The 24,304-nt window shown below is 57.9% G+C and carries 24 protein-coding genes and 1 pseudogene; 15 read left to right on the forward strand and 10 right to left on the reverse strand.

The features are described 5' to 3' along the window. Positions 1 to 66: 66 nt before the first annotated feature. The 3 genes and pseudogenes from BLM14_RS32410 to BLM14_RS01160 all read right to left on the reverse strand — a co-directional run bounded on the left by BLM14_RS32410 (position 67) and on the right by BLM14_RS01160 (position 4,295). A complete protein-coding gene (locus BLM14_RS32410) occupies positions 67 to 192 on the reverse strand; it encodes a hypothetical protein (RefSeq protein ID WP_257791422.1) in 126 nt (41 codons plus the stop codon). After that, positions 189 to 2,738, reverse strand: a complete 2,550-nt coding sequence (locus BLM14_RS01155; RefSeq protein ID WP_204251977.1) for a fused MFS/spermidine synthase — start codon at positions 2,736 to 2,738, stop codon at positions 189 to 191. Before BLM14_RS01155 ends, BLM14_RS32410 begins: the two co-directional genes overlap by 4 nt. Positions 2,739 to 2,824: 86 nt before the next feature. After that, a pseudogene (locus BLM14_RS01160) lies at positions 2,825 to 4,295 on the reverse strand (arylsulfatase). A gap of 337 nt (positions 4,296 to 4,632) precedes the next feature. On the opposite strand from BLM14_RS01160, the gene BLM14_RS01165 reads away from it, so the two are divergent. From BLM14_RS01165 to BLM14_RS01185, 5 genes are all read left to right on the forward strand, one after another. After that, positions 4,633 to 5,286, forward strand: coding sequence for a hypothetical protein (locus tag BLM14_RS01165; protein WP_099997723.1), 654 nt, complete (start codon positions 4,633 to 4,635; stop codon positions 5,284 to 5,286). Positions 5,287 to 5,569: 283 nt separating this feature from the next. Next, positions 5,570 to 5,797, forward strand: a complete 228-nt coding sequence (locus BLM14_RS01170; RefSeq protein WP_237143430.1) for a hypothetical protein — start codon at positions 5,570 to 5,572, stop codon at positions 5,795 to 5,797. A gap of 144 nt (positions 5,798 to 5,941) precedes the next feature. Then, the gene (locus BLM14_RS01175; protein ID WP_099997725.1) at positions 5,942 to 7,708 is read left to right on the forward strand and encodes a tetratricopeptide repeat protein; all 1,767 of its coding nucleotides are present in this window, start codon (positions 5,942 to 5,944) and stop codon (positions 7,706 to 7,708) included. A 76-nt stretch (positions 7,709 to 7,784) separates the two neighbouring features. Next, on the forward strand, positions 7,785 to 8,807 hold the full coding sequence (locus tag BLM14_RS01180; RefSeq protein ID WP_099997726.1) for a DUF1254 domain-containing protein: 1,023 nt from the start codon (positions 7,785 to 7,787) through the stop codon (positions 8,805 to 8,807). A 257-nt stretch (positions 8,808 to 9,064) separates the two neighbouring features. Then, on the forward strand, positions 9,065 to 10,522 hold the full coding sequence (locus tag BLM14_RS01185) for an MltF family protein (RefSeq protein WP_099997727.1): 1,458 nt from the start codon (positions 9,065 to 9,067) through the stop codon (positions 10,520 to 10,522). A 12-nt stretch (positions 10,523 to 10,534) separates the two neighbouring features. Here the strand turns inward: BLM14_RS01185 and BLM14_RS01190 are convergent, their stop codons facing one another. The 3 genes from BLM14_RS01190 to BLM14_RS01200 all read right to left on the reverse strand — a co-directional run bounded on the left by BLM14_RS01190 (position 10,535) and on the right by BLM14_RS01200 (position 12,784). Then, on the reverse strand, positions 10,535 to 10,750 hold the full coding sequence (locus BLM14_RS01190; RefSeq protein WP_099997728.1) for a hypothetical protein: 216 nt from the start codon (positions 10,748 to 10,750) through the stop codon (positions 10,535 to 10,537). 117 nt (positions 10,751 to 10,867) lie between these two features. Beyond that, positions 10,868 to 12,133, reverse strand: coding sequence for an alpha/beta hydrolase (locus tag BLM14_RS01195; protein ID WP_099997729.1), 1,266 nt, complete (start codon positions 12,131 to 12,133; stop codon positions 10,868 to 10,870). A gap of 18 nt (positions 12,134 to 12,151) precedes the next feature. Continuing rightward, the gene (locus BLM14_RS01200; protein ID WP_204251978.1) at positions 12,152 to 12,784 is read right to left on the reverse strand and encodes a response regulator; all 633 of its coding nucleotides are present in this window, start codon (positions 12,782 to 12,784) and stop codon (positions 12,152 to 12,154) included. 178 nt (positions 12,785 to 12,962) lie between these two features. Between BLM14_RS01200 and BLM14_RS01205 the strand changes: the two genes are divergently transcribed. The 6 genes from BLM14_RS01205 to BLM14_RS01230 all read left to right on the forward strand — a co-directional run bounded on the left by BLM14_RS01205 (position 12,963) and on the right by BLM14_RS01230 (position 18,319). Next, positions 12,963 to 13,997 (forward strand): ABC transporter substrate-binding protein, encoded by a 1,035-nt coding sequence (locus BLM14_RS01205; protein ID WP_335672072.1) that lies wholly within the window; start codon positions 12,963 to 12,965, stop codon positions 13,995 to 13,997. Beyond that, positions 13,994 to 14,686, forward strand: a complete 693-nt coding sequence (locus tag BLM14_RS01210; RefSeq protein ID WP_099997731.1) for a L,D-transpeptidase — start codon at positions 13,994 to 13,996, stop codon at positions 14,684 to 14,686. Before BLM14_RS01205 ends, BLM14_RS01210 begins: the two co-directional genes overlap by 4 nt. A gap of 141 nt (positions 14,687 to 14,827) precedes the next feature. Beyond that, complete coding sequence (locus BLM14_RS31670; RefSeq protein ID WP_237143431.1) at positions 14,828 to 15,031, forward strand: hypothetical protein; 204 nt, start codon at positions 14,828 to 14,830, stop codon at positions 15,029 to 15,031. 78 nt (positions 15,032 to 15,109) lie between these two features. Then, on the forward strand, positions 15,110 to 16,528 hold the full coding sequence (locus BLM14_RS01220) for a DUF3300 domain-containing protein (protein WP_099997733.1): 1,419 nt from the start codon (positions 15,110 to 15,112) through the stop codon (positions 16,526 to 16,528). 43 nt (positions 16,529 to 16,571) lie between these two features. Further along, complete coding sequence (locus tag BLM14_RS01225) at positions 16,572 to 17,501, forward strand: DUF2950 family protein (protein WP_099997734.1); 930 nt, start codon at positions 16,572 to 16,574, stop codon at positions 17,499 to 17,501. Positions 17,502 to 17,530: 29 nt separating this feature from the next. After that, entirely contained in the window at positions 17,531 to 18,319 is a 789-nt protein-coding gene (locus BLM14_RS01230; RefSeq protein WP_099997735.1) for a DUF481 domain-containing protein, read from the forward strand. A gap of 63 nt (positions 18,320 to 18,382) precedes the next feature. Here the strand turns inward: BLM14_RS01230 and BLM14_RS01235 are convergent, their stop codons facing one another. Both BLM14_RS01235 and BLM14_RS01240 read right to left on the reverse strand, forming a co-directional pair. Continuing rightward, complete coding sequence (locus tag BLM14_RS01235; protein ID WP_099997736.1) at positions 18,383 to 18,799, reverse strand: hypothetical protein; 417 nt, start codon at positions 18,797 to 18,799, stop codon at positions 18,383 to 18,385. A gap of 295 nt (positions 18,800 to 19,094) precedes the next feature. After that, positions 19,095 to 19,670 carry a MarR family transcriptional regulator gene (locus BLM14_RS01240; RefSeq protein ID WP_099997737.1) on the reverse strand — a complete coding sequence of 192 codons (576 nt, stop codon included), beginning with the start codon at positions 19,668 to 19,670 and terminating at the stop codon, positions 19,095 to 19,097. Positions 19,671 to 19,852: 182 nt separating this feature from the next. Between BLM14_RS01240 and BLM14_RS01245 the strand changes: the two genes are divergently transcribed. The 3 genes from BLM14_RS01245 to BLM14_RS01255 all read left to right on the forward strand — a co-directional run bounded on the left by BLM14_RS01245 (position 19,853) and on the right by BLM14_RS01255 (position 21,561). Beyond that, positions 19,853 to 20,140 (forward strand): hypothetical protein, encoded by a 288-nt coding sequence (locus tag BLM14_RS01245; protein WP_099997738.1) that lies wholly within the window; start codon positions 19,853 to 19,855, stop codon positions 20,138 to 20,140. 72 nt (positions 20,141 to 20,212) lie between these two features. Further along, a complete protein-coding gene (locus BLM14_RS01250) occupies positions 20,213 to 20,713 on the forward strand; it encodes a GFA family protein (protein WP_099997739.1) in 501 nt (166 codons plus the stop codon). 14 nt (positions 20,714 to 20,727) lie between these two features. Continuing rightward, positions 20,728 to 21,561 carry an aldo/keto reductase gene (locus BLM14_RS01255; protein WP_100000968.1) on the forward strand — a complete coding sequence of 278 codons (834 nt, stop codon included), beginning with the start codon at positions 20,728 to 20,730 and terminating at the stop codon, positions 21,559 to 21,561. 107 nt (positions 21,562 to 21,668) lie between these two features. On the opposite strand, the gene BLM14_RS01260 is transcribed toward BLM14_RS01255, so the two are convergent. Then, on the reverse strand, positions 21,669 to 22,469 hold the full coding sequence (locus BLM14_RS01260; protein WP_099997740.1) for an SDR family NAD(P)-dependent oxidoreductase: 801 nt from the start codon (positions 22,467 to 22,469) through the stop codon (positions 21,669 to 21,671). A gap of 105 nt (positions 22,470 to 22,574) precedes the next feature. Between BLM14_RS01260 and BLM14_RS01265 the strand changes: the two genes are divergently transcribed. After that, positions 22,575 to 23,519 carry a GlxA family transcriptional regulator gene (locus tag BLM14_RS01265; protein WP_099997741.1) on the forward strand — a complete coding sequence of 315 codons (945 nt, stop codon included), beginning with the start codon at positions 22,575 to 22,577 and terminating at the stop codon, positions 23,517 to 23,519. A 10-nt stretch (positions 23,520 to 23,529) separates the two neighbouring features. On the opposite strand, the gene BLM14_RS01270 is transcribed toward BLM14_RS01265, so the two are convergent. Then, entirely contained in the window at positions 23,530 to 24,291 is a 762-nt protein-coding gene (locus BLM14_RS01270) for an SDR family NAD(P)-dependent oxidoreductase (protein WP_099997742.1), read from the reverse strand. Positions 24,292 to 24,304 lie beyond the last annotated feature (13 nt).

A 24,304-nucleotide genomic window follows, 5' to 3' on the forward strand; every position in this document is an offset into this window, starting at 1 on the left:
GCTGTTTGCTCCAACATCAAGAAGAACGGGCCGCGACTGAAGTACGTAACGGTTACAAATCGCGATTCAGATGGGTTTAAGGTGAAATAGCGCATGGATTGAGGGCCGCAGGCGCTCCACCGTGGCTTCCTGACCGATGATCGACTGCCCTATACGCTTGCCGAGGGCGAGAATGTCGTCGCGGGCACTCATCGCCGTTCTCCGCCGAAGAACCACGCATAGTAAGCATTGTCCGAAGCAAGGGCGCCCACGCGCGAGGCGCTGCGCTGCCAACCCTTGCGGTCGCCCTGGTATGCGCTCAGGCCTGCCCGGTAGAAGGTGTGCAAGACATCGCGCTCGGTCTCCATTGCCGCATTGAACGCGGCATCGGCGTTTTCGAGCGGCGGGTCGGTGGCAAGGTTCATCAATTTGGGCAGGACTATCGTAAATGTGTCGGGCCGTACCCAGGAGGCATATTCGATGCGCGGCCAGTCGTCAGTGACAGCTGGCGCATTTCCGGCATAGGTCTCCAGGCCTGCGCGGTCAGTGACCCAGGTTGCCATCAGCTCCGGCAGTGAATTGATGCCGACTTCACGCAGTGCGAGCCGGACCTCAGGCTGCTCAAAGCGCGTGGTCATGCGGGCGACGTCGAGTTTCATCGGCTCAAGTGACCCGACGAGCATCATTTCATGCAATTCCGTCGTCCACAGCGTTGAGTGCGGGAAAACGTCGATGAAACTGCGAACCAGCGAGCGGGTGTCCTCGTCGTTCTGCGTGGGCAAGGGGAGCCATTGCGCCACCATGCCTCCCGGGCGAAGCCGGGTCGCTGCGAGACGATAGAAGTCTGTGGAATAGAGATTGGCGACGCCCGCAGCTGAAGGTGGAGGCGGTTCGAGCGTCACAAGGTCATAAGTGTCCGCATTCGCAAGGAGTTCGCGTCTTCCGTCCCGCAAGCGGATATCGAGCCGGGGATCAGACGCAACATGATAATTGCCGTTGAACAGTGTCGATGCCCGTTCCACTGCGGGGAGAAGTTCGGCGGCAACCCTCTGGTCCAGTCCAGTATAGGCGAGAAGCGCGCCTGCCGTAATACCAGTGCCGAGGCCCACCACCATCGCCGACTGGGGCTGTTTTTGTATGGTAATCAAGGGGAGCAGCGCCTGCAGCCGCATATAGCGCAGCGATGGAAGGGAATCGCCGGTATTGGAAACACCCTGGATGTAGAGCCGGCGGAATTTTCTGTCGCGTCCCTGTTCGACCACGGCAACGGTCGCACCAAGCCCCTCCTCGTAAAACACGAGTTTACCGCTCTGCGCGCCTGGAAGGAGGCTTGCGAAACGGTCGGCAGGAATAAGGAACGCCAGCATGAGCGCAGCCGCGCACATGGCTGCTGCTGCGCCGCGATGCCAACGCACCATGCTGACGTTGCGAAATACGGCAATCACCCCGATTGCCGCCGCCACGACAGCCAGGATGCCGAAGGATCCGACAAAACCGTAGCTTGGGATCAGGATGAACCCTGTGACGGCGGTGCCGATAATGCCGCCAAACGTGTTGCACGCACTCACCATGCCGACACCGCGTCCGACGTGACCATCCGCGATGACCAGTTTCATCGCCGCCGGAAAGGCGGCGCCGAGCAGGATTGTGGTTGGCAGAACAATGGCGATCGACGCCACGGCGAAGCGCGCCGACATACCGGCCAATTGGTTGCCGCTGAGCTGCAGGGCCCAATATTCGGCGATCGATTGCGCGGCAATGATCCAGCTGCCAAGGAACGCCACCCCGAGCAAGGCCACCAGCCCCGCGCCTGCGATGAGCAGGCCAAAGACGCTCCAGACGTTGCGAATTCTGTCGATCCTTTTCGCCGCGAGCGCGGAACCAAGCGCCAATCCAAAAAGATAGGTTGCAAGGACGATGGCGAAGGCAAAGGTTCGCGTGCTCATGAACTGGACGATGGACTGCGTCCAGATCACCTCGTAGCCGAGGGCCACACCACCAGCCACCGAATAGAGACCGAGCGCAAGCCGGACATCGCCAGAGAAGGGTCTGGGTTGCGTCTTTCGCGGCACATCCACGCTCAACTTTCGCCACAAGCCGAGGCCGAGAGCGCCGAGCGCTGCAAGCAGGCTGAACCCGGCGGCCGCGTAGGCCGATCCGGAGATGCCCAGGTGAGGAATGAGTACGAAGGCGGCAGCGAGGGTGCCGGCAATTGCCCCCGTCGTGTTTGCTGCATAAAGACGGCCACCCTTGAGGCCGATATCCCGGTTGGCAGCAGCCAGTGAACGGATCAGCGCGGGCAGTGTGCCGCCCATCAGGATTGCGGGGATACCCACGAAGGCGAATACCGTCGTACAGGCGAGTATTGCCGAAACATTCTCGAGACGAGCAAAGGAAGCCGCATAATGGGAAAGGCCGATCGTTACGGCAACTCCGCAAATTGCGACACCGGCTTCAAGCAGCGCATAGAACCGGAATGGACTTGCAGAGCGGTCGATGGATCGTCCAAACGCCATGCCTCCGATGGCCAGTCCCGCCATGAATGCGCAAACGCCCGCCGTCACCGCATAGACGTCGATGCCGACGATCAGCGACAATTGCCGGACCCAGACGACCTGAAAAACCAGCGCAGAAAACCCCGAGGCGAAAAGCAGAAGTGCTGGCCAGAGGAATTGTGCACGGGAGCGTTCATCGGACATTGGGGTACTGAAATCTGAGTGGTGAATTTTCGGCTCGGCAAGATGAGAGTGGACGACCATCCATTGCACTCCTGGATATCAAGGCGGTTGGCGCACCTCATGCGCGCCAACCCGGAGTGGTGATCGGGCAGAGCCCGGTGTCGTTGCTATTTCGCCATTTCCTCAAAGTGTTTATCAATCACCTTGTCCACCTGCTTCCTCACCTGGTCGATGCTGAAGCTTGCAGGCCGCTGGCTCGGCGGATATTTGGTGAAGGTTTCCAGGAACTCCGAAGCTTTAAACGTGCCTTGGGCGAACAAATAGGCATTTTCCACACGCCATTGGTCGTAAAGGCTGCCTGAGATGTCGGCGTGCTCATAGGGATCCATCCTTAGATTGTACAACTTCGGTACCCTCAGGCAGGTAAACGGATTTGCCCAGATCAGAAGCTCGCCCGCCGCTCGCTGCTCGCAGAAGACGAGCTTCCAGTTGTCCCAACGCATAGCGACGAGTTCACCGTCATCGTTGAAGTAGTAGAAGTCGTTGCGGGTTCCCTTCGGTTCCTTGCCTTCGAGGTATGGAAGCTGGTTGTAGCCATCGAGATGGACCTTGAAGGTCGTGCCCCCCGGGGTTGGAGCCCAGCCGTCGAGCAAACGCTGCTTGACGCCATCGTCTCCCGCTGCGGCCAGCAGTGTGGGGAACCAGTCGAGACCGGAGAAGATCTCATTTGAGATCGTGCCCGGCTTGATCTTGCCTGGCCAACGGATCATCGCTGGAACGCGGAATGCACCCTCCCAGTTGGAATCCTTCTCGCTGCGGAACGGGGTGGTTGCAGCATCCGGCCACGTGAAGGCATTCGGTCCATTGTCGGTCGCATAGACCACGATCGTGTTGTCGGCGATGCCCGCGTCATCGAGCGACTTCAAGAGCTTGCCGACATCCTGATCATGTTCCCACATGCCGTCGGCATATTCGTTGCCCGGCATGCTTGCCGTCGGCTGAGGCTTTGATGACTCCACGCGGCGCATAGACCTTCAGGAATGGATCATTTGGATCCTTCGGCCAATACGGGCGTTCGGGCTCTTCCTCGGCATTGAGATGATAGAGATTGCCAAAGAACTGGTCAAAGCCATGATTGGTTGGGAGGTATTCGTCCTTGTCGCCAAGATGGTTCTTGCCGAATTGCGCGGTGGCGTAGCCGAGCGGCTTCAGCGCTTGCGCAATTGTTATGTCTCCCTTCTGCAGGCCGACCGGAGCGCCAACCTTGGACAGACCGGTGCGCAGGACGGCCTGTCCGGTGATGAAAGATGAACGTCCAGCCGTGCAGCTGTTCTCGGCGTAGTAGTCCGTGAACATCATGCCTTCCTTGGCGATCCGATCGATATTCGGGGTCTGGTAACCAACGAGGCCGTGGGTATAGGCACTGATGTTCGACTGGCCGATATCATCGCCGAAGATCACGAGGATATTCGGCTTTGCGGCCTCCTGGGCCTGCGCGGGCTGGATACCGGACCATTGCGAGAAAGCGATGCCTGTGACTATCGCCGCCCCGGCCAGCAGCGACGTCCGCGCCTTGGCTCCCCCCGGAACGCAGGCGTGCCACAAAGAGCTTAGTTGATTCTTCCACTCAACTGACATGATGTTTCCCCCCGGGGAGGCGGGTAGCGTATTGCCTGCACATTGCACTCTCCTGTCTGTCGGTCCGCAGACGTGCTTTTGTGATCGCCTGACGAACGCGGGCGCGATTGGATGTCGATTGGACGGGGCATGCTTCCGGCATTCTCGATCCAAAGGAAGTACGTAACAGTAACGGAAGGGGCATCCGGGCGATTTGTGCCTGTGGCAAGGGCGCCGCTCTGTCCCGACATCGCGGACCGAAGAAATCATTTTCTGTTACAGTTAAGTACTTTGCCGCGCTGCCGGATGCGATAAAGTCATCAGGACGTTCAAATCCCTAAATCATCAGGAGGCCTGAATGAGCGCGACACCGATACGGATCATGTCTGCCATGGCGTTCATCGCAAGTTCGTTGTTGTTTCTCCAGCCAGTCCAGGCCGATGATGTGAAGCTTTCGGGCTTTCCTTCGCTCATTCTTTCGGGCGGGACAGCCAAATCGACCTCCTATCCCGTTCCAAAGCCGTTCGATAACCTCGTCAAGGCCGACACGCTCGACATCAGTTTTGGCCGGACGACACTCGACGAAATCCAGAAACAATTCGGGGGCGAAATTCACACCCGGGGCGAGGGATCAGAATCGGCAAGCTGGCTGTGTTACCAGGTTGCGCTCGACGGTCACGCGTCGAATCTTTGGTTTATTTCCAACGGCGAAAGCAGCGGTACAAAGCGGATGCTGACCATGGTGTCGGCCGAGGAAAGCGACGCCGCGCGGTCCGGATGTTCGCAGGGTCCGGAGACCCTGACTGAGTGGGTTCTTCCGGTCCCAGGCCTGAAGAACGACGAAAATGATCTGCAGAAGGCTTTTGGCGCATCGGTGAATGACGGGATCATTCGCTATTCAAACCAGACGCGGCCCGATGGCAAAGGGCTCATAACGCTGCAGGCGCTCGTCTACCGCTTGAAGGGTGGCAGCATAGACGGCATATCTTTCAGCCAGATCACGACGAAATAACGGACGTCATTTACCCAGTGCGAATTGGAAATTGACGCCTACGAACACCTGCCGCTCCGGATGGCCACTCCCATGGACGCCGTCGCTGAAACCAAATCTCCGCGAATTTACCGTTACGTACTCCCGCATAGACCTGCCTATATAATATTATTGAGGCGATCACGCGTATCGGAGATCGACGGTTCGCCGGCCATGTGGCCATGCCCAAAATTGAGCCGATCAACAGGTAGGTATCGGGTTCAGAGCAATGTCAACGGTTTCATCCCAAAGGGGACTCTGGAAATTGATGCTCAAGCTGCCGGCCATGCGCGGCCAGCTGCAAGTTCTCAGTGCCCGGAACTCTACGTTGTTGAGTCTGTGCGATGCGTTCGACGAAGCCAGCTCTACCCTCGACCGGCTGCGCCGAAACGGATCCAACGATCTCAAGTTGATTGCCGAGTATGAAATGCTGTGTTCTGACCTCGAGGGCGAGGTCATCGATATTTGCATTTCGATGCGCGGTAGAACGTAAGAAAACCCCAGATTTTCCGGGCATTCTTGCTTGATGGACACGGTATCAGTACAATTACATTGCAACCTAGGGTATTTACCCTATGGCGCCCCGCCCCGTTCCGTTCAATTGTAGCCGGGGCTGAGCATCGTGGGGGGTTCTGCCATGGAAGTTGACGTGAATGTCGACGTACCGGAAACGGAAAGAGTTACCGAACAAGAGGCCCGGACGGAGCTGGACCGGCTCTTGTCTGATCCCCAGTTCCACTCGACAGAGCGGAACAGAAACTTCCTGAGGTTCGTCGCCAAGGAAATGTTCGAGGGCCGTGCAGCGGCGGTGAAGGCATATACGATTGCCGTCGACGTTTTCGGCCGGCCCTGTAGTTTCGATCCCACGACCGATCCGATTGTCCGCATAGAGGCAACAAGGCTTCGTGCGTCCCTTGCCCAATATTACGAAGCCCGCGCCGAAGAAGGAAGCGTTCGTATCGAACTGCCGCGCGGCAGGTATATTCCGGTTTTCACCAAGGCGCCGCCGCAGGGCGAAGATGTCGACGATACCGACGCGACCGATTCTCCCGATGTCACCGGAACCTACTCGGTATGGCGAGACGTGATTTACAAGCGCAGGCTGGTCCTCGGGGTGATTTTTGCAGCGCTCTTGTCTGGCGCCATCTGGTCAATCTCTGGCCAGGGGCCGGTCTTCTCCGAAAAGCCGAGCGTTGCCATCGATATGAAAATGGCGGGTGACGACACGGACACCGAAGCCGGGCTGATCCGGGATTATCTGATGATTGCCCTGTCGCAATTTCAGACGCTCAAGCTTGCGGCAGGCGAAAAGCCCGCGATGACGGCAACAGCAGTTACCGCGCAGCCTGCTGCTGGGGGTCTGACCCTGTTCAAACCGGTACGTCGAACTGCAAGCTCCTATCAGGTGATCCTGAAATATCACCCCACCAACGCTGACCGTTCGGTCTGGTGGCAAATCGTCAACCCTGCGACGGGGGAAGCCTTGCGCTCGGGTGTCGAGCGCGTTTCTCTCGACAGGATGCCCGGTATCGATGTTCGCCACGAACTGATCACGAGCCTTGCAACCCGGTTCGCCGGAACGCGCGGGGTGATAACAGGTCTCGAGCTAGCGCATGAACTGGTTGCGCCTACTTTCGGCAACGGCTGCATACTTCGTGCGGCAGTGGCGGCCGAGCAGCTCGATGCAGACGGGTTGTGGGAGGCCAGAACCTGCCTCGATGCAACGCTATTGGCAATGCCGAATGATCCGGACATCAACGCGGAACTAGCGATCGTGCAGCTGGAGTCGGACGTCCCGGAAGCGCCGACGGAATTGACCCCGCGTGCGCTGACGCTGGCCAACAAAGCCGTGGCGCTGGCACCAATGTCGGACCGCGCGGGTTATGCGCAAATGCTGGCCCAATTCCGCAATGGACAAACCGAGGCAGCCTTCGTATCCGGATATCGTGCAATGATGCTCAATCCGAACAACAGCATGATCCCGGCGCGACTGGGAGCCATGCTGTTTGCCGAAGGTAGATGGGCAGAAGGATCCGGTTTGGCCATCAAGGCGGGCATGATCGAAAACATTCCGCACAGTGAGGCAGGGCTTACCCTGGCGCTCGATGCCTACAGGCGCGGAGAATTTGCAGAAGCGCTTCTTCGTGTGCAGCAAATGGGCCGTTCCAACAATTATGTTGCCAACATTCTGGAACTGGCCGCCTCGGGGCAAACGGGAAATGCGCAAAGTGCGGCGGAGGCCGCGAAACGGCTGAATGCGCGTCATGACCATTTCTGGGTTTCGTTCCGCTCCAGCATGGCGGCTCGCCACTATTCACCGGCGCTGATCGATCAGCTCGGGGCCGGACTCATGAAAGTTGGCCTCGCATTGCCCGGCCCAGTTGCTGCAGCATCGCCCGAGTAACCGTTACGTACTTGTTTCTTTCTGATGGGACTTCAGGCTGAGAAAGCCGTTCGAAACGGAAACAAGGGCCATTTCCATGCAAAAGAGCACCCTCGTTCTTACCCTCGCAATTTCCGCAGTTTCGGCATATGCGATTGCGGCCGATACCGTGCCGGTAACAGTGGAAAATTTTATCCGCGCGGAAAGCGACCTTTATTTCAGCGCAGTTGCCGTCAAGGAGAAAGGTCTCGGCAGGCTTGAGCATCATAGAGAACTATCTCCAATCCACGATCAAAATGTCATTCGCTTAAATCGCGATACGCTGTACTCAGCGGGGGTTTTTGATCTTGATGCCGGCCCAGTCAAGATCACCCTGCCCGACGCTGGCAAGCGCTTTATGTCGATACAGCTCCTCAGTGAGGACCAATATACGCCACCCGCAATCTACGGTACGGACACGCACACAATCACCAAGGAAAATATTGGTACTCGGTATGTGCTCGTGGGGGTGCGAACCCTTGTTAACCCGGCCGACCCGGCGGATGTCAAACAAGTGCATGCTTTACAGGATGCCATCAAAGTTGAGCAGCCTGGCGGTCCTGGAAAATTCGAAATACCGAATTGGGATCCCGTCAGTCAGAAGAAGGTACGAGAAGCTTTGCTCGTACTTGCCACCACAGTAACTGATACCAGCAAAGCTTTTGGCACCAAGGAACAGGTCGACCCGGTACAGCGCCTCGTCGGCGCCGCATCGGCATGGGGCGCAAACCCGCCCAAGGATGCCACCTATCTTAACTTTGTACCCGAGAAGAACGACGGAAAGTCAATTTATAAGCTCAGCGTCAAAGACGTGCCTGTCGATGGATTCTGGTCGGTCAGCGTCTACAATGCCAAGGGGTATTACGAGAAGAACAAATATGACGCGTACACACTCAACAACCTAACGGCAAAACCCGGCGAAGATGGTTCTTACGCTATTCAGTTCGGCGGCTGTAACGGCAAGATCGTCAACTGCCTGCCAACAACCCCCGGCTGGAACTATATGGTGCGTCTCTATCGGCCGCACGAAGAGGTCACCAATGGGACATGGAAGTTTCCTGAAGCGGAAATTTCCAAATAAACCGAAGGCGGCATGAGAACGGTAAATCTGCGCATGAATTATAGGGATATGTTACCGTAACATCTTTGACGTCCCGCCTGTTTTGGATCAGCCTCTCAGTGGGCAAACGGGAGCGTCCTCCCCCCGGATTGCCCCGCCCGGACGGGACTGGAGGCTGACGGATTCGCTCCCTTGCACCCACCGCGAAGCCGGACAATTCCGGCCTCGTCCGGGCTCTCACGCCGGCATGATTGCGGGGGTAAGCGGGGGACAGTGTCATGTCGTACAGGCCGTTGGTTTTTCGCGCTTTCATACTGGGGTTGACGTTGATTTCATGCCTGGCTACCGGCATGGCGCATGCGCAGGAAAGACCGCTTGTTACCTCGCACATTCTCGACTTCGATGGCATGAAACAGCGGCGGCTGGTCCGCATCCTCGTGCCGTACAGCAAGACGATCTATTTCATCGACCAGGGCAGGCAGTATGGCACGGCGGTCGAATTCGGGACTGCGCTGGAAACTGCCTTTAACACCGGCATAAAGAAGGAGATCGATCGCATCCACGTCGCTTTCGTCCCGACTGGCCGGGACCGGTTGATGGCGGCACTCAACGAAGGGCTCGGCGATATCGTCATGGCAAATATGACGGTGACACCAGAACGGCTCGAACAGGTGGATTTCACCATTCCCATTTGCGACAAGGCAAGCGAAGTCCTCATCACGGGGCCTTCATCGGAGGACGTAGTGCTCCTCGGTCTCGACGATCTCGCGGGCAAGGAAATCGCGGTGCGTGAGACGAGCAGCTACTACGAGCACCTGACCAAGCTCAACGCCGATTTCAAAAGCCGCGGAAAGGACGAAATCAAGCTTCGGATCATGGACGAGAATCTGGAGGACGAGGATCTCCTCGAAATGGTCAATGCCGATGTGTTGCACTACACCATCGTCGACAAATACAAGGCGATGATCTGGTCGACGATTTTCACCGATATCAAGGTCCACGAGGATATCGCTGTTGCCACGGACGGCCAGATTGCGTGGGCAATCCGCAAGAACAGTCCCCAGCTCATGAAAGAGCTGAACGCGTTCATCGCCGCTCATCGCGTCGGAACGGCATTCGGCAATATCCTGCGGGAGAAATATTTCAAGAGCGACAGGATTCTGCAGCGCGCCTACTCAGGCGACAATGTCGAAAAGTTCAAGCGGCTGGTCGAAATCTTCCGCAAGCATGGCAAGACCTATTCCTTCGATTATTTGATGCTGATGGCCCAGGGCTACCAGGAATCCAAACTCGACCAAAGCGTGCGCAGCCCGCGAGGGGCTGTTGGTATCATGCAGCTCCTGCCGGCGACGGCGAAAGACAAATCAGTAGGTATCGAGGGCATAGACAAGGACGAAGACCGTAATGTCGAAGCGGGATCCAAATATATGCGGTATCTAATGGACACCTATATCGACGAACCGGGTGTGAATCAAAAGGACCGCCAGCTGCTGGCATTTGCGGCATACAATGCCGGCCCGGGCAATCTGAACAAATTTCGGCAAAAGGCCACGGAGATGGGCCTCAATCCGAATGTGTGGTTCGGCAATGTCGAGAACTCAGCTGCGGCAATTGTCGGCCGGGAAACGGTTCAGTACGTCAGCAACATCTACAAATATTACGTCGCCTATTCGATGCTTGTTGAACGGCTGGCAGAACACGCCGATGCGGTCAATACCGGAGCAAAGGGCGGATAGTCCGTACGTGTTTCAAAGCAGCAGCAGATGCTTCAGCACAGGAACGAGCTCCTTGAGGGGAAGCTGCGTCACGCCGGCGGCCGCGAATGGCAACAGCGCCGCTGCCGATACCGGGACAAGGGTCGCACGGGTCACAAGCATTGGCGAGAGCTTCTTGGCGGCCTCGTAGAACTTGGCAGGATCCGCAATCTCATCATCGTCCGAAACCTTGTCTTCGGCGGCGACCAACCGGATTGAGGTCCTTGGCGCCGACCAGTTTCGCTTTCCGCTGCAGATCGTAGAATGGGCCACCACGCGCAATGAGAAAGGGCTTGGCGTCGTTGGGATTGCCCGCCATTGCACTGCTCAATAGCTCAGTTCGCTTGACGGGGTCTTGCTTCCCAAGGTTGCGCCGAGCTCGGTTTTCTTTGGCACCCGCTTCGGCTGTTCGAGGACTGTCAAGGGCGCGGCCACAGTCGTCGCTGCAACCTTGCCGACCGTATTGACCGTTCCTGCGACCACGGCAGTGATGCCCTGACCCAGCGATACATTGGAATCGGTCAGGGTCTGGCCCGTTACGAGGCGCTGGCCGATGAGCTGCACGACCTCCGGGCTTTCGGCGAACTTGCCATGGTTGAGCCTGTCCCCGCTCTTGACCTTGGTCAGGTCGATCACAGTGATGCCAGCCCTTTCAAGTTGGGTGCGATAGGGTTCCTCGGCTGGATTGATCGCCCCAAGCCGCTGAACGTCGCCCGAAATGAAGCGGGAGGCGGCGAGCGCCTTGTCATCCTGGGAGACGAAGATCGTAAATTGCGGGCGTTTGTCGCCCATTTCCGTAAACTGGCGTGCGAACACGTCAACATCGATGTCGGGCGAGGCGAGAATGACGTTGTCTATCTTGGACGCTACCTTGCCGTCGCGGATGGCCATCTGCCGCAAGGATTCCATCGCGAGCCATGTGCCCATGGAATGTGCCATGACGGTGATGTCCTTGACATCCGGGTCCTTGGCCAGCGTTCGCAAGGTCTGCTCGAAGGCGACCCGCGAATAATTGGTGCTCTCCTTGTCGTAATTATAATCGAAAACACTCGCCCGCGACGGCCAGGTGAAAAGGATCGGTGCGACTTTCGCGCCAGAATCATGGACGATCTGGGCAAAGCGGAAAACCGAATCCTCGTAGCGGTTGTTGAAACCGTGCACGAACACCAATGCATGACCGCCGCCGGCATGCTGCCGGAACCAGGTCCGGCCTTCTTCGACGGAATTGAGCTGGTTCACGCTGGTAACGGCGAATTCGGTCTCCGGATTGGGCGGCAACCTCTTTGGCCACTGGACGGTGCCTGATTTGCGTTTGGCGCCGGATGGGATCGAAACGGTGATTTCGTTCAAATATGGGCGAGGGCTGCGTTCGCCGGTGAACAAGGTAGCCGGATCGTCCGAGGGCACGCGGCTCGTTACAACGAGCATGTCAACCTTCGAACCTCCAGTCGCGCCAGTAAGGAGGACGGGTGCCATGACACCCCTGGCATGGCCGGCGCATCCACCCAGCACAAGGGCGAACAGCAGGAGGGCGGGAATGCCGAAGCGTTGAAGCCCGGGGGACGAGATTGCTCCGGAAGAGTGATGCTTCATGTTAACGCTTTCGACAGGTCATGCCTCGATGAGCCGGTTTCGGATCGCATACCGAACGAGCGCGGCGGTTGATTTGGCATCGAGTTTGCGCATGGCAGCCGATCGGTGGCTCTCGACGGTTTTTTCACTGAGGCCAAGGATCGCCGCGGATTCCTTGTTGCTGTGTCCCTCGGCGATCAGTTTAACGACGGCAGTCTCGCGTGATGTGAGAACGCTCTGTGCACCACCGGCTTTTGCGAGATATGACGATACCAGTATGTCCGACACCGTCTTTGTGAAGAACGGCTGGTGGTACTCCAATGCCTCGACGGCCTGGACGAGGTACTGCGTTGCATCCGACTTGAGCAGATACCCCTGGACACCCGCCTCGAGGATGTTGCGCAGCAAGGCCTCGTTGTCATGCTGTGTAAAGATCAGAACTTCGGTCTTGGGGCTGTTGAGCCGAATTTGCCGGGCCGCTTCCACGCCGTTGATATAGGGCAAGGCATAGTCGAGGATCGCGATTTCAGGTTGAGTCAGCCGCGCCTGTTCGACGGCGTCACGTCCATCGGCAGCTTCGCCGACAATTTCCCAGCGCTCCCGTTTCGATAGGATCGCCTTGACGCCTTGGCGGACGATCTCGTGGTCATCCGCAATCAGAATTCGTGTCATAGCCGCCCCCACTTGCCGTCCGGCCCGAAACGTCTCAATTCAATCCTGTCGTGCTCGAAGCTGGACAGTTCACTCCTACACTGGAAAGCGGCTTGCGGCAAAAATTAACTGTTACGTACTTCCGGTAACGATCCCATTGTCCGCTAATGCCGTAACGGATCAAGCGGGAGTGCAGCTGATGGCGCGACGATTGTTCGGGGACCGGTATTTGCAAGCCTTTGCGAAGACCGAGAACCGCCATGGGACGAGGATGATTGGCCGACTGACGGCCTTGATGTTTCTGGCATATATGGGGCAGGCAGGGACAACGGCGGCTGCCGAACTCGTTGTGGCGATGCCGAACTGGCCTTCCGGCCAGGTCACTGCAAACATCATCAAGACAGCCCTGAACAAGAACTTCGGCCTTGACGTCGAGGTCCGCGAGATGGGTACGATGAACGCCTTTGCCGGTCTTGCTTCCGGGGAAGTCGATATCCATCCGGAAGTATGGCTGCCGAACCTCAATTCTCTGGTCGACAGATATGCCGGCAAGGACGGCCCAGTGCAGATCGCCGACATGGGTGTGTCCGCCTGGCAAGGGGTTTGCGCCACGAAGCAGACGGTCGAGAAAACCGGCATCCATGCGATCGCCGATCTCCTCGATCCGAAGAAGACCGCTGCCTTCGATACCGATGGCGATGGCCAGGGGGAAATGTGGATCGGCGCGGAAACCTGGTCATCGACGGCGATCGAGCGCATCCGTGCAAACAGTTATGGCTATGCCAAAACCATGCGCTTGCTGGAAATGCCCGAAGAAATGGGCATGGCGGCGGTCGATGCTGCCGAGGCTACCGACAAACCGATCATATTTGCCTGTTACAGCCCGCATGTCGTTTTCAAGCTGCATGACATCGTCAAGCTTGACGAGCCTGCATACGACGCTGCCAAGTGGCATGTCGTGCTTCCTGCGGACGACCCGAATTGGCTGACGAAGTCGAGTGCGCCCGTGGCCTGGGACAAGGCGCATTTCCATATCGCTTACGCCAAGGCGCTGGCTGCCCGAAAGCCTGAAGTCACCAAATTCCTTGAAAGCATCGACTTCACCCCGGATGAAATCACCGAGATGTCCTACGCAGTCGAAGTCGACCGCCAGCCGCCGGCGGATTATGCGGCGGCCTGGGTGGACAAGCACGGCGACCGTGTCAGCAACTGGTTGAAGGGGAGAGGCCAATGAAGCCGAAATCGAGTTTCCCTGACAACACGAAGCGAATTGCCGGATTGGCTCTGGCGGGACTGTTTGCAGTTTGCGTGGCCGGCATAGGCCTGGCGCAGGTCCCGAAAACGCAGATCTACGACACGAAAACGCGCACGTGGACCGCCTATGACAGCAAGAAGGCCCGCAAATATTATGCGGCCAACGGGCAGGTACCCGAGGCGTTCCGCAAGCAAATTGTGCCATTCCGGACGGCAGAAAAGCCCGGAACCATCATCATCGACGGCAATCAGCATTTTCTCTACCTCGTGAAGGGCGGAGGCCAGGCGGTACGATATGGCATCGGCGTCGGCCGTGACGGTTTTGGCTGGGCCGGGATCGTGCGAGTTGGCCGCATAGCGGAATGGCCAACATGGACGCCGCCGGCCGAAATGGTGGCGCGTGATCCCAACGCCGTGAAATTCGCCGGCGGAATGCCGGGCGGTCCCGACAATCCACTCGGCGCGCGTGCGCTTTATCTCTACGAGGGCGACCAGGATACTATCTATCGCATTCACGGCACGCCCGAACCATGGTCGATCGGCCTCAACGTTTCGTCAGGCTGCATCAGGATGAACAATGACGACATTGTCGACCTTGCGTCGCAGATCCAGGTTGGAGCCAAGGTGATCGTGCTCATGCAGGGCGCATCACTCTACAAGGGTGTTTAAGCGCAAAGTCAGGGGGAAATGATGCTTTGCAAACCGGTGTGGAACTTGAAAACAATATTGCCCTTCGCATTGGCGGCAGGTTCGGTGGCCCTCGCGGGATGCCAATCGAGCCCGACGCCCGAAAACATGACAAGAAATACGATGCAAACGGCACCAGCCGATCTGCAGCTGGCTTGTTCGAGCGCTGCAGCGACAAAGTTTGGCGGCGATCACGCATCGGCGCTTCCGGTGAGCTCAGCCGCCGTTGATGGCGGGAAGTACCAGATCATCCTTGAGGCCAAGGGCCAGCGTTCGACCTGCCTGATCGATCAGGCAGGAACGGTGCTATCGCTGGAAAAAGTGTGAGGCAAGGGAAGCGACCAACGGAGGTTCTCCGGTAGAAGCACGTCGCTGGGAAGCGGAATTTTTTGAGGAGACGCTGAAATGTCATTGCACCAGAAGACGATTGCCGTCGTGGCTTCGGCTGCGCTGCTGATGTGCGGGCCCGGAATGCAGGCATGGACACAAACGCAGACTGCGCCTGCTGCAACGGCACCGGCAGCCCCCGCGCCAGCAGCACCGGCGCCGACTCTGCTGACTGCGGCAGAGCTTGAAACGCTGACCGCGCGCATCGCGCTTTACCCCGACGATCTTGTGGCGCTCGTGCTTTCCGCCGCGCTCAATCCTTTGCAGATCGTCCAGGCAGCGCGGTTCCTGGATCAGGCAAAAGCCAAGCCTGATGCGAAACCCGATCCATCATGGGACGGAAGCGTCATATCGCTTCTCAACTATCCAACAGTTCTAACAATGATGAACGACGATCTCGACTGGACGGAACAGTTGGGCGAGGCAGTCGTCAATCAGCAAAAAGACGTGCTTGTGGCGATACAGGAACTACGTGACAAGGCAGTGGACAATGATGTCATCAAATCGGATGACAAGGTTGTTGTAGAGACAGTGGACAACAACGTCGTCATTCGTCCCGCCAAGAAGGAAGTGACGTACGTTCCGACATATGACCCCGTCATCCTGACCAGCCCGACTTATGTGGCGACGTCGCCGATCGTGTATGGCGATCCTTATCCTTCATACTATTACCCCTATGCGCCCTATTGGTCGGGTTTTATCACCGGCGCGGTCTTTGGCGCGGCTATCGACTGGGACAACTGGCACTCATGGGGGGGCGACGACGTCGACATCGACATCGGTGAAATCAATCGCAATGACTTCCACTTTGACAAGAACAATATCAACAACCTCAATTTCGATGGCAGTAAATTCAATTTCGACCGGGATTCCATCACGAACAACATTCGCGAGAACAGGGGAAACCGGCTCGATTTGAAGAGCGACGGCCAGTTCGGCAATCTTGGCGGGCTTGCGGGGGCAGGTCTCGCGGGTGCCGCTGGCGCCGCCGTAGGAACAAGAATCCAGAGCAGCGACGTACGCCGCGATGTGCAGAACCAACTGAGGCAAAGGGACGGCGGCAATCGTCCTGGCCAAGGTGCGAATCGTCCAGGCAATCGCGATATCGGGCAAGGAGCAGCGGCGGGCAACCGCAACATCGGACAAGGCGCAGGAGTCAACCGGCCTAACCGGGACAGACCCAATGCCAAGCGACCGGACCGGCCGCGTCAAAAGCCGGCCGGCCGCGTCGATAACCGCCCGAGGCAGCCAAGTGCCTTGGGCAATTATGGTTCCGGACGCGATACCCGCGCCTCGTCGCGGCGCGGTAATGCCAGCCTGGGTGGCGGAGGGCGTGCCAGAGTCCAGGGCGGTGGCGGCGGTGCCAGGTTCCAGGGCGGCGGCGGAGGCAGAGGCGGCGGAGGTAGAGGCGGCGGAGGCCGGGGAGGCCGTCGCTGACCAATCAGATGCCACCACCATTCCTTGTGAAGGGATTTCGAATATGTACCGCTCAATTTTGAAAATACTTCTCGCTTCCGCATTTCTTTCGATCGCGGCATCGTCTCTCTCGCTTGCGGCGGAGCCTTCGCTTCAGCGTTTTATTGGCGCAAAGTCCGAAACCTTCAAGGAACCGGCGGAGGCATTGGAGGCTCTGAAGAAGGATCTCGGCGCGAAGGATGTCGGCGGTCTGGCCAAGATCCTTGGCCTGAACGCCGAAGCTGCGAAGAAGTCCGACGACTTCGACGACCGGCTGGCCGACCTCCAGAAGGCTTCCGGGGAGCGCGCCGAACTGAAAGACAGGGAAGATGGCAGCAAGGAAATCATTCTCGGCAATCTTGCCTGGCCATTCCCGTTTCCCCTGGTCAAGAACGACGCTGGCTGGCAGTTTGATACGCAAAAAGGGCTAGAGGAGATTTTGGCGCGGCGGATCGGCGAGAACGAAAACGAGGCAATGCGGACATGCCGCAACTACGTCCTCGCTCAAACTGCCTATGCGCAGGACGATCACGATGGTGATGATGTCCTCGAATTCGCGCAGAAGACCGTCAGTGGCGAAGGAAAACAGGAAGGTCTCTACTGGAAATCAGCCGATGGTGAGGAAAGCCCTGCCGGCAGTTTCGGAGACGACGCCAAGATCGAAGCTGCCGCGACGTCAGACCGCGGCTATTTCGGTTACCGCTACCGCATCCTCAGAGCCCAGGGCAGCAATATCGCCGGCGGCAAATATGATTTCGTCATCAACGGCAACATGATCGCAGGACACGCGCTGATCGCCTGGCCGGCGATATATGGCGAGACCGGCATCAAGACATTCGTCGTCAGTCATCATGGTACTGTGTATGAAAAAGATTTGGGACCAGGTACCGACAAGACGGTTAAGCAGATAAGGTCGTTCAATCCGGACCAGTCGTGGGAGCCTGTCGAGGATTGATTGCGACAATCAAAATTGGGGGAACAGCCATGAAACACTCTATTGCCTTTGCATCAGTGCTGGCAGTTGGCCTTTTGGCCGCAAGCGCGGGCCAGGCTGCCGACATCGCTTCGCCGATGGCGCCTGAACTCAAGCAGACCGAGAGGGAGGGATGGACCTTTGCCGTCAGTCCTTACTTCTGGGCGGCGGGCATGTCTGGTGATACCGGCCTGTTCGGTTTGCCGACAGTGCATACCGATATGGACTTTGCCGATATCCTGGATGATCTTGACTTCGGCGCCATGGCGATTGGCGAGGCCCGTTATGACCGCTACAGCATTTTTGCCGACATCATGTACTCGAAGATTTCGAGCGGCTCAGGTACGCCAAGGGGGATCGTTGCCGACCACGTCGACGTTTCGACGGAGACATTTGCCGGCTTGATCGGCGCCGGCTATGCGGTACTGCAGGACGACAGGGGCCATCTCGATCTCGTTGCAGGCGCGAGGGTCTGGCATTCCAGCACCAACATTTCGTTCAGCGGCGGCATCCTTGACGGCGTCAGCCGGAGTGATAGTGCCACCTGGGTCGACGGTCTGGCGGGCGTGCGAGCCAAATATTCCATTACCGACAAAGTGTATTTTACAGGCTGGGGGCTGGTTGGCGGTGGCGGAGCCAACGTCGACTGGGATGTCGCAGGCGGCATCGGCTACAGTTTCAACGACAAGGTCTCCGCCGTTGTGGGCTACCGGGCGCTTGGTGTCGACTATAGCAGTGACGGTTTCGTCATGGACATCGTTGAACAGGGCCCGATCTTCGGCGTCGTCATGCATTTCTGACGAGCCGATCAAGCTGGACAAACCGGCCCCGGAGGGAACATCAAACGACGGGGCCGTCGATACTCACATGTCACACTTGTGATAGGTGATATACATGTTGTCGCCAAACGGGTCGAACCGTTGGAACGTCTTGCTATCGACGATCTTGAAGGTAACCGTCTGGCTGTTCTCCACCATTGAATCGACGCAATTCAGGTTCGCGGAAAGGCGGTCTTTCTGCTTGCGGACACTCTGGGTGGTACATGTTGCGTTCGCCCCGGCAATCCGGCTTCCGGTGACAAGCAATCCTGTCGATGTCGATGCTGTCCGGTCCTTGAACTCGATCGTCTTGCCGACCTTCTTGAACGTGTCCGCACATTCCGTGCCGTCCATCGTCCAGGCGCCCTGCAGTTCCTTGATGGATGCCGCCATGGCGTCAGTGGTCACGCAAAAGCCAATCACTGCGCCTGCCATTATGATTTTGTCGAATTTGCTTTTCATCACCAAACTCCGAGATAGGTTCCACGGCGGCAACGATACGCAATGGTTCTGGTTCCGGAAATGGAGCGGCCGCGAATATACGGCTACGCAGCGAGACGCTGCCCTTGGAACCACAAATTGCCCAACTGATTTATTATAGGGGCGGGTCCAAGCGAATCCGATTCGTGATAGGGATCCAGTGTCCACGAAGTTTTTGCGCGTGCCGATAGGGGCCTTTACCGGGCGAAGCTCGAAGGACGAAACCGCATCAGCGTCATCTGGCCGTGGCTCGTGAAGGCTACGGCAGTCGTTATTGTTACCGTTCGCCGGGGGCGCCGAAAATGGCAGCTGTTGCCCAGGCCCGCTCAAGCCGGTCGAGGGTTTCGAATGCGACTTCCATGTTGCGCATATTTTCGGGATCGCCGGCAACAAGACGATGATACTTCGCCGCAACCTCCGTCAGGTCGCTGCAGAGTTGGCGTGCCTTTTCGGACAGGCGAATGCGTGCGGTTCTCCTGTCGCGCGCCAAAGGGATGCGTTCAATATATCCACATTCGCCAAGCTGCTTGAGATAGTAGGATAGATTGGTGCCGCCATAGGGGCCGCGATCCATCAGCTGGCCGACCGAAAGCTCGTCATTGCCGATAGTCAGCAAAAGCATGGCGTGGGCAGGGCCAATTTCCTGCACGCCGCGCCGGGTCATTTCAGCCTGCAGAAATGACGCAAAACGCCGGTTTGCACGCTCCAGCGTTCTCGCCAGTTCGAAGTGGGTGACGACGGTGGTATGGGTACTGGTTCGCCCGCCTGGCCTGACACTCACAGCATTTGTATCACCCGACGGGAGTGTTGCCGTGTCGGTATCGACGATGTGTTGCAGCAATTTCGATATCATCAAGCGCTCCTGGAATAAGGCCAAACATCCTGCCGCAAAACACTTCGCACGTGCGAATAGATTATTACGCACTGCACAATACAATATTTCTATTGTAAGTTGAAGACCCTATTTAAGCAGAAAGGATTAGTTGAAGTCTGTCCGGTCCTCTGCGAGTCTTGAAGGGGAGGGAGAAAAAACGGGTGGCGAACTGGTTGGAGGTTCTGCGCGAAAAGAACGAATTGGCGGTGATGTTGGGAAAGAAGATTCCGCACATGCTCACGCATGAACCATTGACGCTAGACCAGGCGACAGAGCTCTACACATTTCTCGAAAACCATGCGCAGAGCATGGAAGAAATCCTCGAAAAGATGGAACTGGATGATCTGCCGGAGTCCTATTATCAGGTCGCCGAGGATCTCGACAACATATTCAATAATCTTGCAGCTGCCGCGGCGGAAAAACTTGCCGAAATGAGAAGCAGCGAATAGTCGGGGGCCGGATCGAGCCCCTTGCATGAAATAATGATCAATGCTGGACTGATACCCGGAGGTTGATCACCCATGTCCCAAGATTCCCAAAATTCAAATGAGCTCGTTGGCGGTTGTGCCTGCGGCCATGTGCGTTATCGCCTGGAAACTGCGCCCATTGTCGTTCACGGTTGCCACTGCCGCTATTGTCAACGCATGACCGGTTCGGCATTCGCGGTCAATGCGATGATCGAAGCGGACCGCCTCACGCTGATCGGCGACGGTGAGCCTCAGGGGGTTCAAACGCCGTCCGCCTTCCCCGCGGGTCAGATAATTTACCGGTGCCCGCGCTGTTTCGTGGCGCTGTGGAGCAATCATTCACTGCTCGGCGAGGCAGTTCCGATTGTCTGTGTCGGCACGCTTGATGACGCCAGCCAGCTGCCGCCTGACGTTCATTGTTTTACTGCGACAAAGCACGCCTGGATTGCGTTGCCCGACGGTATTCCCGCCTACGAGGGCGACTACGATTCGGAATTGGTCTGGCGTCCCGAGGCGAGAACCCGTCTCGAAACGGCATTGCGGGGCGGGTCATGATGAACCACGCAGAAATGAGATCAACAGCGCTCCCTTCCGGTGACATGGTTCCTGTGCTTGGCCAGGGCACCTGGTACATGGGCGAGAACGGGCATCAGTTTCAGCACGAGGTGGATGCACTGCGCTTTGGTCTCGATCTTGGCATGACCCTGATCGATACGGCGGAAATGTATGCAAATGGTGGTGCAGAGGAAGTGGTTGCGGAAGCGATCAGCGGGCGCCGCGACGGGGTCTTCCTGGTAAGCAAGGTCCTGCCATCCAACGCATCACGAAGAGGTACCCTGCTTGCCTGCGAGCGCAGCCTGAAGCGCTTGAAGTGCGAGACAATCGATCTCTATCTCCTGCATTGGCGTGGTGGATATCCGCTTGAAGATACAGTCGCGGCTTTCGAAGACCTGATCCGGGACGGGAAAATCCGGTACTGGGGTGTCAGCAATTTCGATACCGGCGATCTGGAAGAACTGGAATGCATCGACGGCGGAGAGGCTGTGGCAACCAATCAGGTTCTCTATAATCTGACCCGACGCGGCGTGGAATATGACCTAATGCCATGGTGCCGGTCGCGAAAAATTCCGATCATGGCCTATTCGCCGATCGAGCAGGGCCGCATGCTCGACCACCCGTCACTTGCACAGGTCGCAAAAGATACCGGGGCCACACCGGCAGCCGTGGCTCTGGCGTTTGTCCTCAGGCATGATGGCGTCATAGCCATTCCAAAATCGAGTACGACGACACACATCCGGCAAAATCGCAGCGCGCTCGATCTGCGCCTGACTGCTGAGCACCTTGCCATTCTCGAAAAGGCTTTTCCCCCGCCAAGGCGGAAGCAGTCGCTTGAGATGCTGTAATCAATTCCTCACCGCGTGATCGCGTTCAAGGAGAAATGCACATTCGCGCATTTCTCCTTGAGGTTTCACGTAATCGATGCCGTGTCTGATGCTTCCTGAAGCAGCGGTCAGCTAGCCAGCAGACGCTCTGCTGGGCGGCTGTGCGACAGGTTCGGACCGAGCGCCTGGCGGGCGGCTTCGAAGGTATTCCAGTCGGCGATATCCGGCAAGGACGGGATTGTTACAAGTTCGCCTTGATCGAGACCGGCAAGTGCAGCGTCGACCATGTCTGATGCCGACATCACAATGGCTTCGGGCAAATTGCTCACCGGCAGGCCTGCGATATCCCAGAATTCCGTGCTCGTGGCGCCGGGAAGGACGACCTGGATTCGCACGCCCTTGTCGGCAAGTTCATGGTGAAGCGACTGGCTGAAGGCAAGGACGAAGGCCTTGGTGCCACCATAGACGCCGTTGAGCCTTTCGGGGGCAACGGCGACGATCGAAGCGATATTGATGATGGTTCCGGTACCACGCCCGACGAACTTGGGTGCCACCGCCTCGGTAAGACGGGTCAGTGCCACGACGTTCAATGTGATCATTGCATCCATTTTGCCCGGGTCGGACTGCAGGAGTGGAGCGGTAGCGCCGACGCCCGCATTGTTGACGAGCATGGTGATGCTGGCGTCCGTTCGAAGAATTTCCTCGACGCGTGCTATGCCTTCGCTCGCGCCAAGGTCCGCGGCCACCACCTCCACCGTCCGGCCGGTTTCAGTGGTCAGTCGCGAGGCGAGGCTGTCGAGCCGGTCGCGGTTGCGGGCGACAAGGATGAGATCATAACCGCGCCGGGCAAGCCGATCGGCATAGATCGCTCCGATGCCGGACGAGGCGCCTGTAATGAGGGCTGTGCCCTTGTTTGACGTAATGGACATTTCGCTGCTCCGTTAATTGCTATTGACGAGGAGCACTCTACAAGCGTATGAAGATGGCATAAATGTCATATGTGCCACCTTTTAGGACGTTCATGGAGTCTTGCGATGAAGCACATTGGGATCATCGTTTTCCCCGGGTTCCAGGTTCTGGACCTTGCCGCCACGACTGTTTTCGAGTTTGCCAATCTGGCTTTCGACAAGCCGGTCTACGAAATCAGCCTGCTTTCTGAAGACGGCGGTCCAGTCACCACATCCGCGGGGTTTTCAGTCGAGACCGTGCCTTTCAGCGATGTGTTGTTCGACACGGTGCTGGTCGTCGGCAATAATTTCGTCGAACCGGTATCGCCCGCCATCCTTGCCTTCATTCGAAGTGTTGCGCCAAGATCGCGGCGTATCGGCTCGATCTGTACCGGCGCCTTCATCCTTGCCGAGGCGGGGTTGCTCGACGGACGCCGCGCGACGACGCACTGGTTCCATGCACGGGATTTCCAGCGCACCTATCCGAAGGTGAAGATGGAGGAGGACCGCATCTTCATCATCGATGGCCCCGTGTGGACCTCCGCGGGGATGACATCCGGCATCGATATGGCCCTAGCGCTGGTCGAAAAGGATCTGGGCGTCGAGATCGCAAAGTCGGTGGCGAAAAAGCTTGTGGTTTATCATCGCCGCGCGGGCGGGCAATCGCAGTATTCGGCGCTGCTCGAGCTCAACCCGAAATCAGACCGCATCCAGACCACTCTCGCCTATGCCAGGGAGAATCTGCACAAGGAATTGTCGGTCGAGCAATTGGCGGAAGTGGCGCATCTCAGTCCGCGCCAGTTCAACCGGGCATTCCATGCGGAAACCGGGCAATCACCAGCCAAGGCAATCGAGAACCTGCGGGTCGAGGCGGCACGGCTGATGATCGAGTCCGGCCGGATTCCGATCGATACGATCGCCCGCGACGTCGGCTTCGGTGACCGCGAGCGGATGCGCCGCGCCTTCCTGCGGGCTTTTGGTCAACCGCCACGGTTCATGCAGCGGATCGCGCAGGCTGAAGCGTTAGCCTGACGCAGCTATTTCAGACTACCGTCTCGCCGCCATCCACCACAAGCGCCTGCCCGGTGATATAGGACGAGCGGTCCGACACCAGAAACAGGATCGATTCAGCGATTTCATCGACGCTGGCCCAGCGTCCCAGCGGTACCTGCTGGCGGACATAGGCTTCGATCGCGTCGCGCCCGCCCATCTGGCCGATGAAGGGTTCGTTGAAAGGCGTATCCACCCAGCCGGGGCAAAGGGCATTCACGCGGATCCCGAATTTCGCATAATCACCGGCCATCTGCCGTGTCATGGCAATGACGGCATGCTTGGTTGTGGTGTAAGCGATCATCTCGCGATCGTAGAGCACACCAGACGATGACGAGGTGTTGAGGATGACGCCGCGTCCCGCAGCCTTCATCACCGGCATGACCATGCGTGCCGCCATGAAATGCGCGCGAACATTCAAGCTCCACGACCGGTCGAACCCCTCGACGGCCACCTGCTCAAGATCGCCAGCGACCTGCGCGCCGGCATGGTTGTGCAGAATATCGATGCGGCGATGCCGGGTGATGATGGAGGATATCCCGGCTTCGAGCGCATGATCGTCGGTGACGTCGACGACCATCGGTTCCGCATTTCCACCCGCCCTGGAGATTCGATCGACGGTGTTCGCCGCGCTCTGCGCATTTTGGTCGGCGACGATCACATGGGCGCCTTCACGCGCGAGAATGGCGGCGCCGGCCTGACCGATTCCGGAGCCTGCTCCGGTGACGATAGCAACGCGATCTCTGAGGATCATGGGTGTTTCCTGT

The organism is Phyllobacterium zundukense, from assembly GCF_002764115.1.
In the GTDB taxonomy this organism is placed as follows: domain Bacteria; phylum Pseudomonadota; class Alphaproteobacteria; order Rhizobiales; family Rhizobiaceae; genus Phyllobacterium; species Phyllobacterium zundukense.

Excerpts from the sequence above, each read along its gene's own strand:
- BLM14_RS32410 (WP_257791422.1), bottom strand. The coding sequence starts at position 192 with ATGAGTGCCCGCGACGACATTCTCGCCCTCGGCAAGCGTATAGGGCAG.
- BLM14_RS01155 (WP_204251977.1), bottom strand. The coding sequence starts at position 2,738 with ATGGTCGTCCACTCTCATCTTGCCGAGCCGAAAATTCACCACTCAGAT.
- BLM14_RS01165 (WP_099997723.1), top strand. The coding sequence starts at position 4,633 with ATGAGCGCGACACCGATACGGATCATGTCTGCCATGGCGTTCATCGCA.
- BLM14_RS01175 (WP_099997725.1), top strand. The coding sequence starts at position 5,942 with ATGGAAGTTGACGTGAATGTCGACGTACCGGAAACGGAAAGAGTTACC.
- BLM14_RS01180 (WP_099997726.1), top strand. The coding sequence starts at position 7,785 with ATGCAAAAGAGCACCCTCGTTCTTACCCTCGCAATTTCCGCAGTTTCG.
- BLM14_RS01185 (WP_099997727.1), top strand. The coding sequence starts at position 9,065 with ATGTCGTACAGGCCGTTGGTTTTTCGCGCTTTCATACTGGGGTTGACG.
- BLM14_RS01195 (WP_099997729.1), bottom strand. The coding sequence starts at position 12,133 with ATGAAGCATCACTCTTCCGGAGCAATCTCGTCCCCCGGGCTTCAACGC.
- BLM14_RS01200 (WP_204251978.1), bottom strand. The coding sequence starts at position 12,784 with ATGACACGAATTCTGATTGCGGATGACCACGAGATCGTCCGCCAAGGC.
- BLM14_RS01205 (WP_335672072.1), top strand. The coding sequence starts at position 12,963 with ATGGCGCGACGATTGTTCGGGGACCGGTATTTGCAAGCCTTTGCGAAG.
- BLM14_RS01210 (WP_099997731.1), top strand. The coding sequence starts at position 13,994 with ATGAAGCCGAAATCGAGTTTCCCTGACAACACGAAGCGAATTGCCGGA.
- BLM14_RS31670 (WP_237143431.1), top strand. The coding sequence starts at position 14,828 with ATGCAAACGGCACCAGCCGATCTGCAGCTGGCTTGTTCGAGCGCTGCA.
- BLM14_RS01220 (WP_099997733.1), top strand. The coding sequence starts at position 15,110 with ATGTCATTGCACCAGAAGACGATTGCCGTCGTGGCTTCGGCTGCGCTG.
- BLM14_RS01225 (WP_099997734.1), top strand. The coding sequence starts at position 16,572 with ATGTACCGCTCAATTTTGAAAATACTTCTCGCTTCCGCATTTCTTTCG.
- BLM14_RS01230 (WP_099997735.1), top strand. The coding sequence starts at position 17,531 with ATGAAACACTCTATTGCCTTTGCATCAGTGCTGGCAGTTGGCCTTTTG.
- BLM14_RS01235 (WP_099997736.1), bottom strand. The coding sequence starts at position 18,799 with ATGAAAAGCAAATTCGACAAAATCATAATGGCAGGCGCAGTGATTGGC.
- BLM14_RS01240 (WP_099997737.1), bottom strand. The coding sequence starts at position 19,670 with ATGATATCGAAATTGCTGCAACACATCGTCGATACCGACACGGCAACA.
- BLM14_RS01250 (WP_099997739.1), top strand. The coding sequence starts at position 20,213 with ATGTCCCAAGATTCCCAAAATTCAAATGAGCTCGTTGGCGGTTGTGCC.
- BLM14_RS01255 (WP_100000968.1), top strand. The coding sequence starts at position 20,728 with ATGAGATCAACAGCGCTCCCTTCCGGTGACATGGTTCCTGTGCTTGGC.
- BLM14_RS01260 (WP_099997740.1), bottom strand. The coding sequence starts at position 22,469 with ATGTCCATTACGTCAAACAAGGGCACAGCCCTCATTACAGGCGCCTCG.
- BLM14_RS01265 (WP_099997741.1), top strand. The coding sequence starts at position 22,575 with ATGAAGCACATTGGGATCATCGTTTTCCCCGGGTTCCAGGTTCTGGAC.
- BLM14_RS01270 (WP_099997742.1), bottom strand. The coding sequence starts at position 24,291 with ATGATCCTCAGAGATCGCGTTGCTATCGTCACCGGAGCAGGCTCCGGA.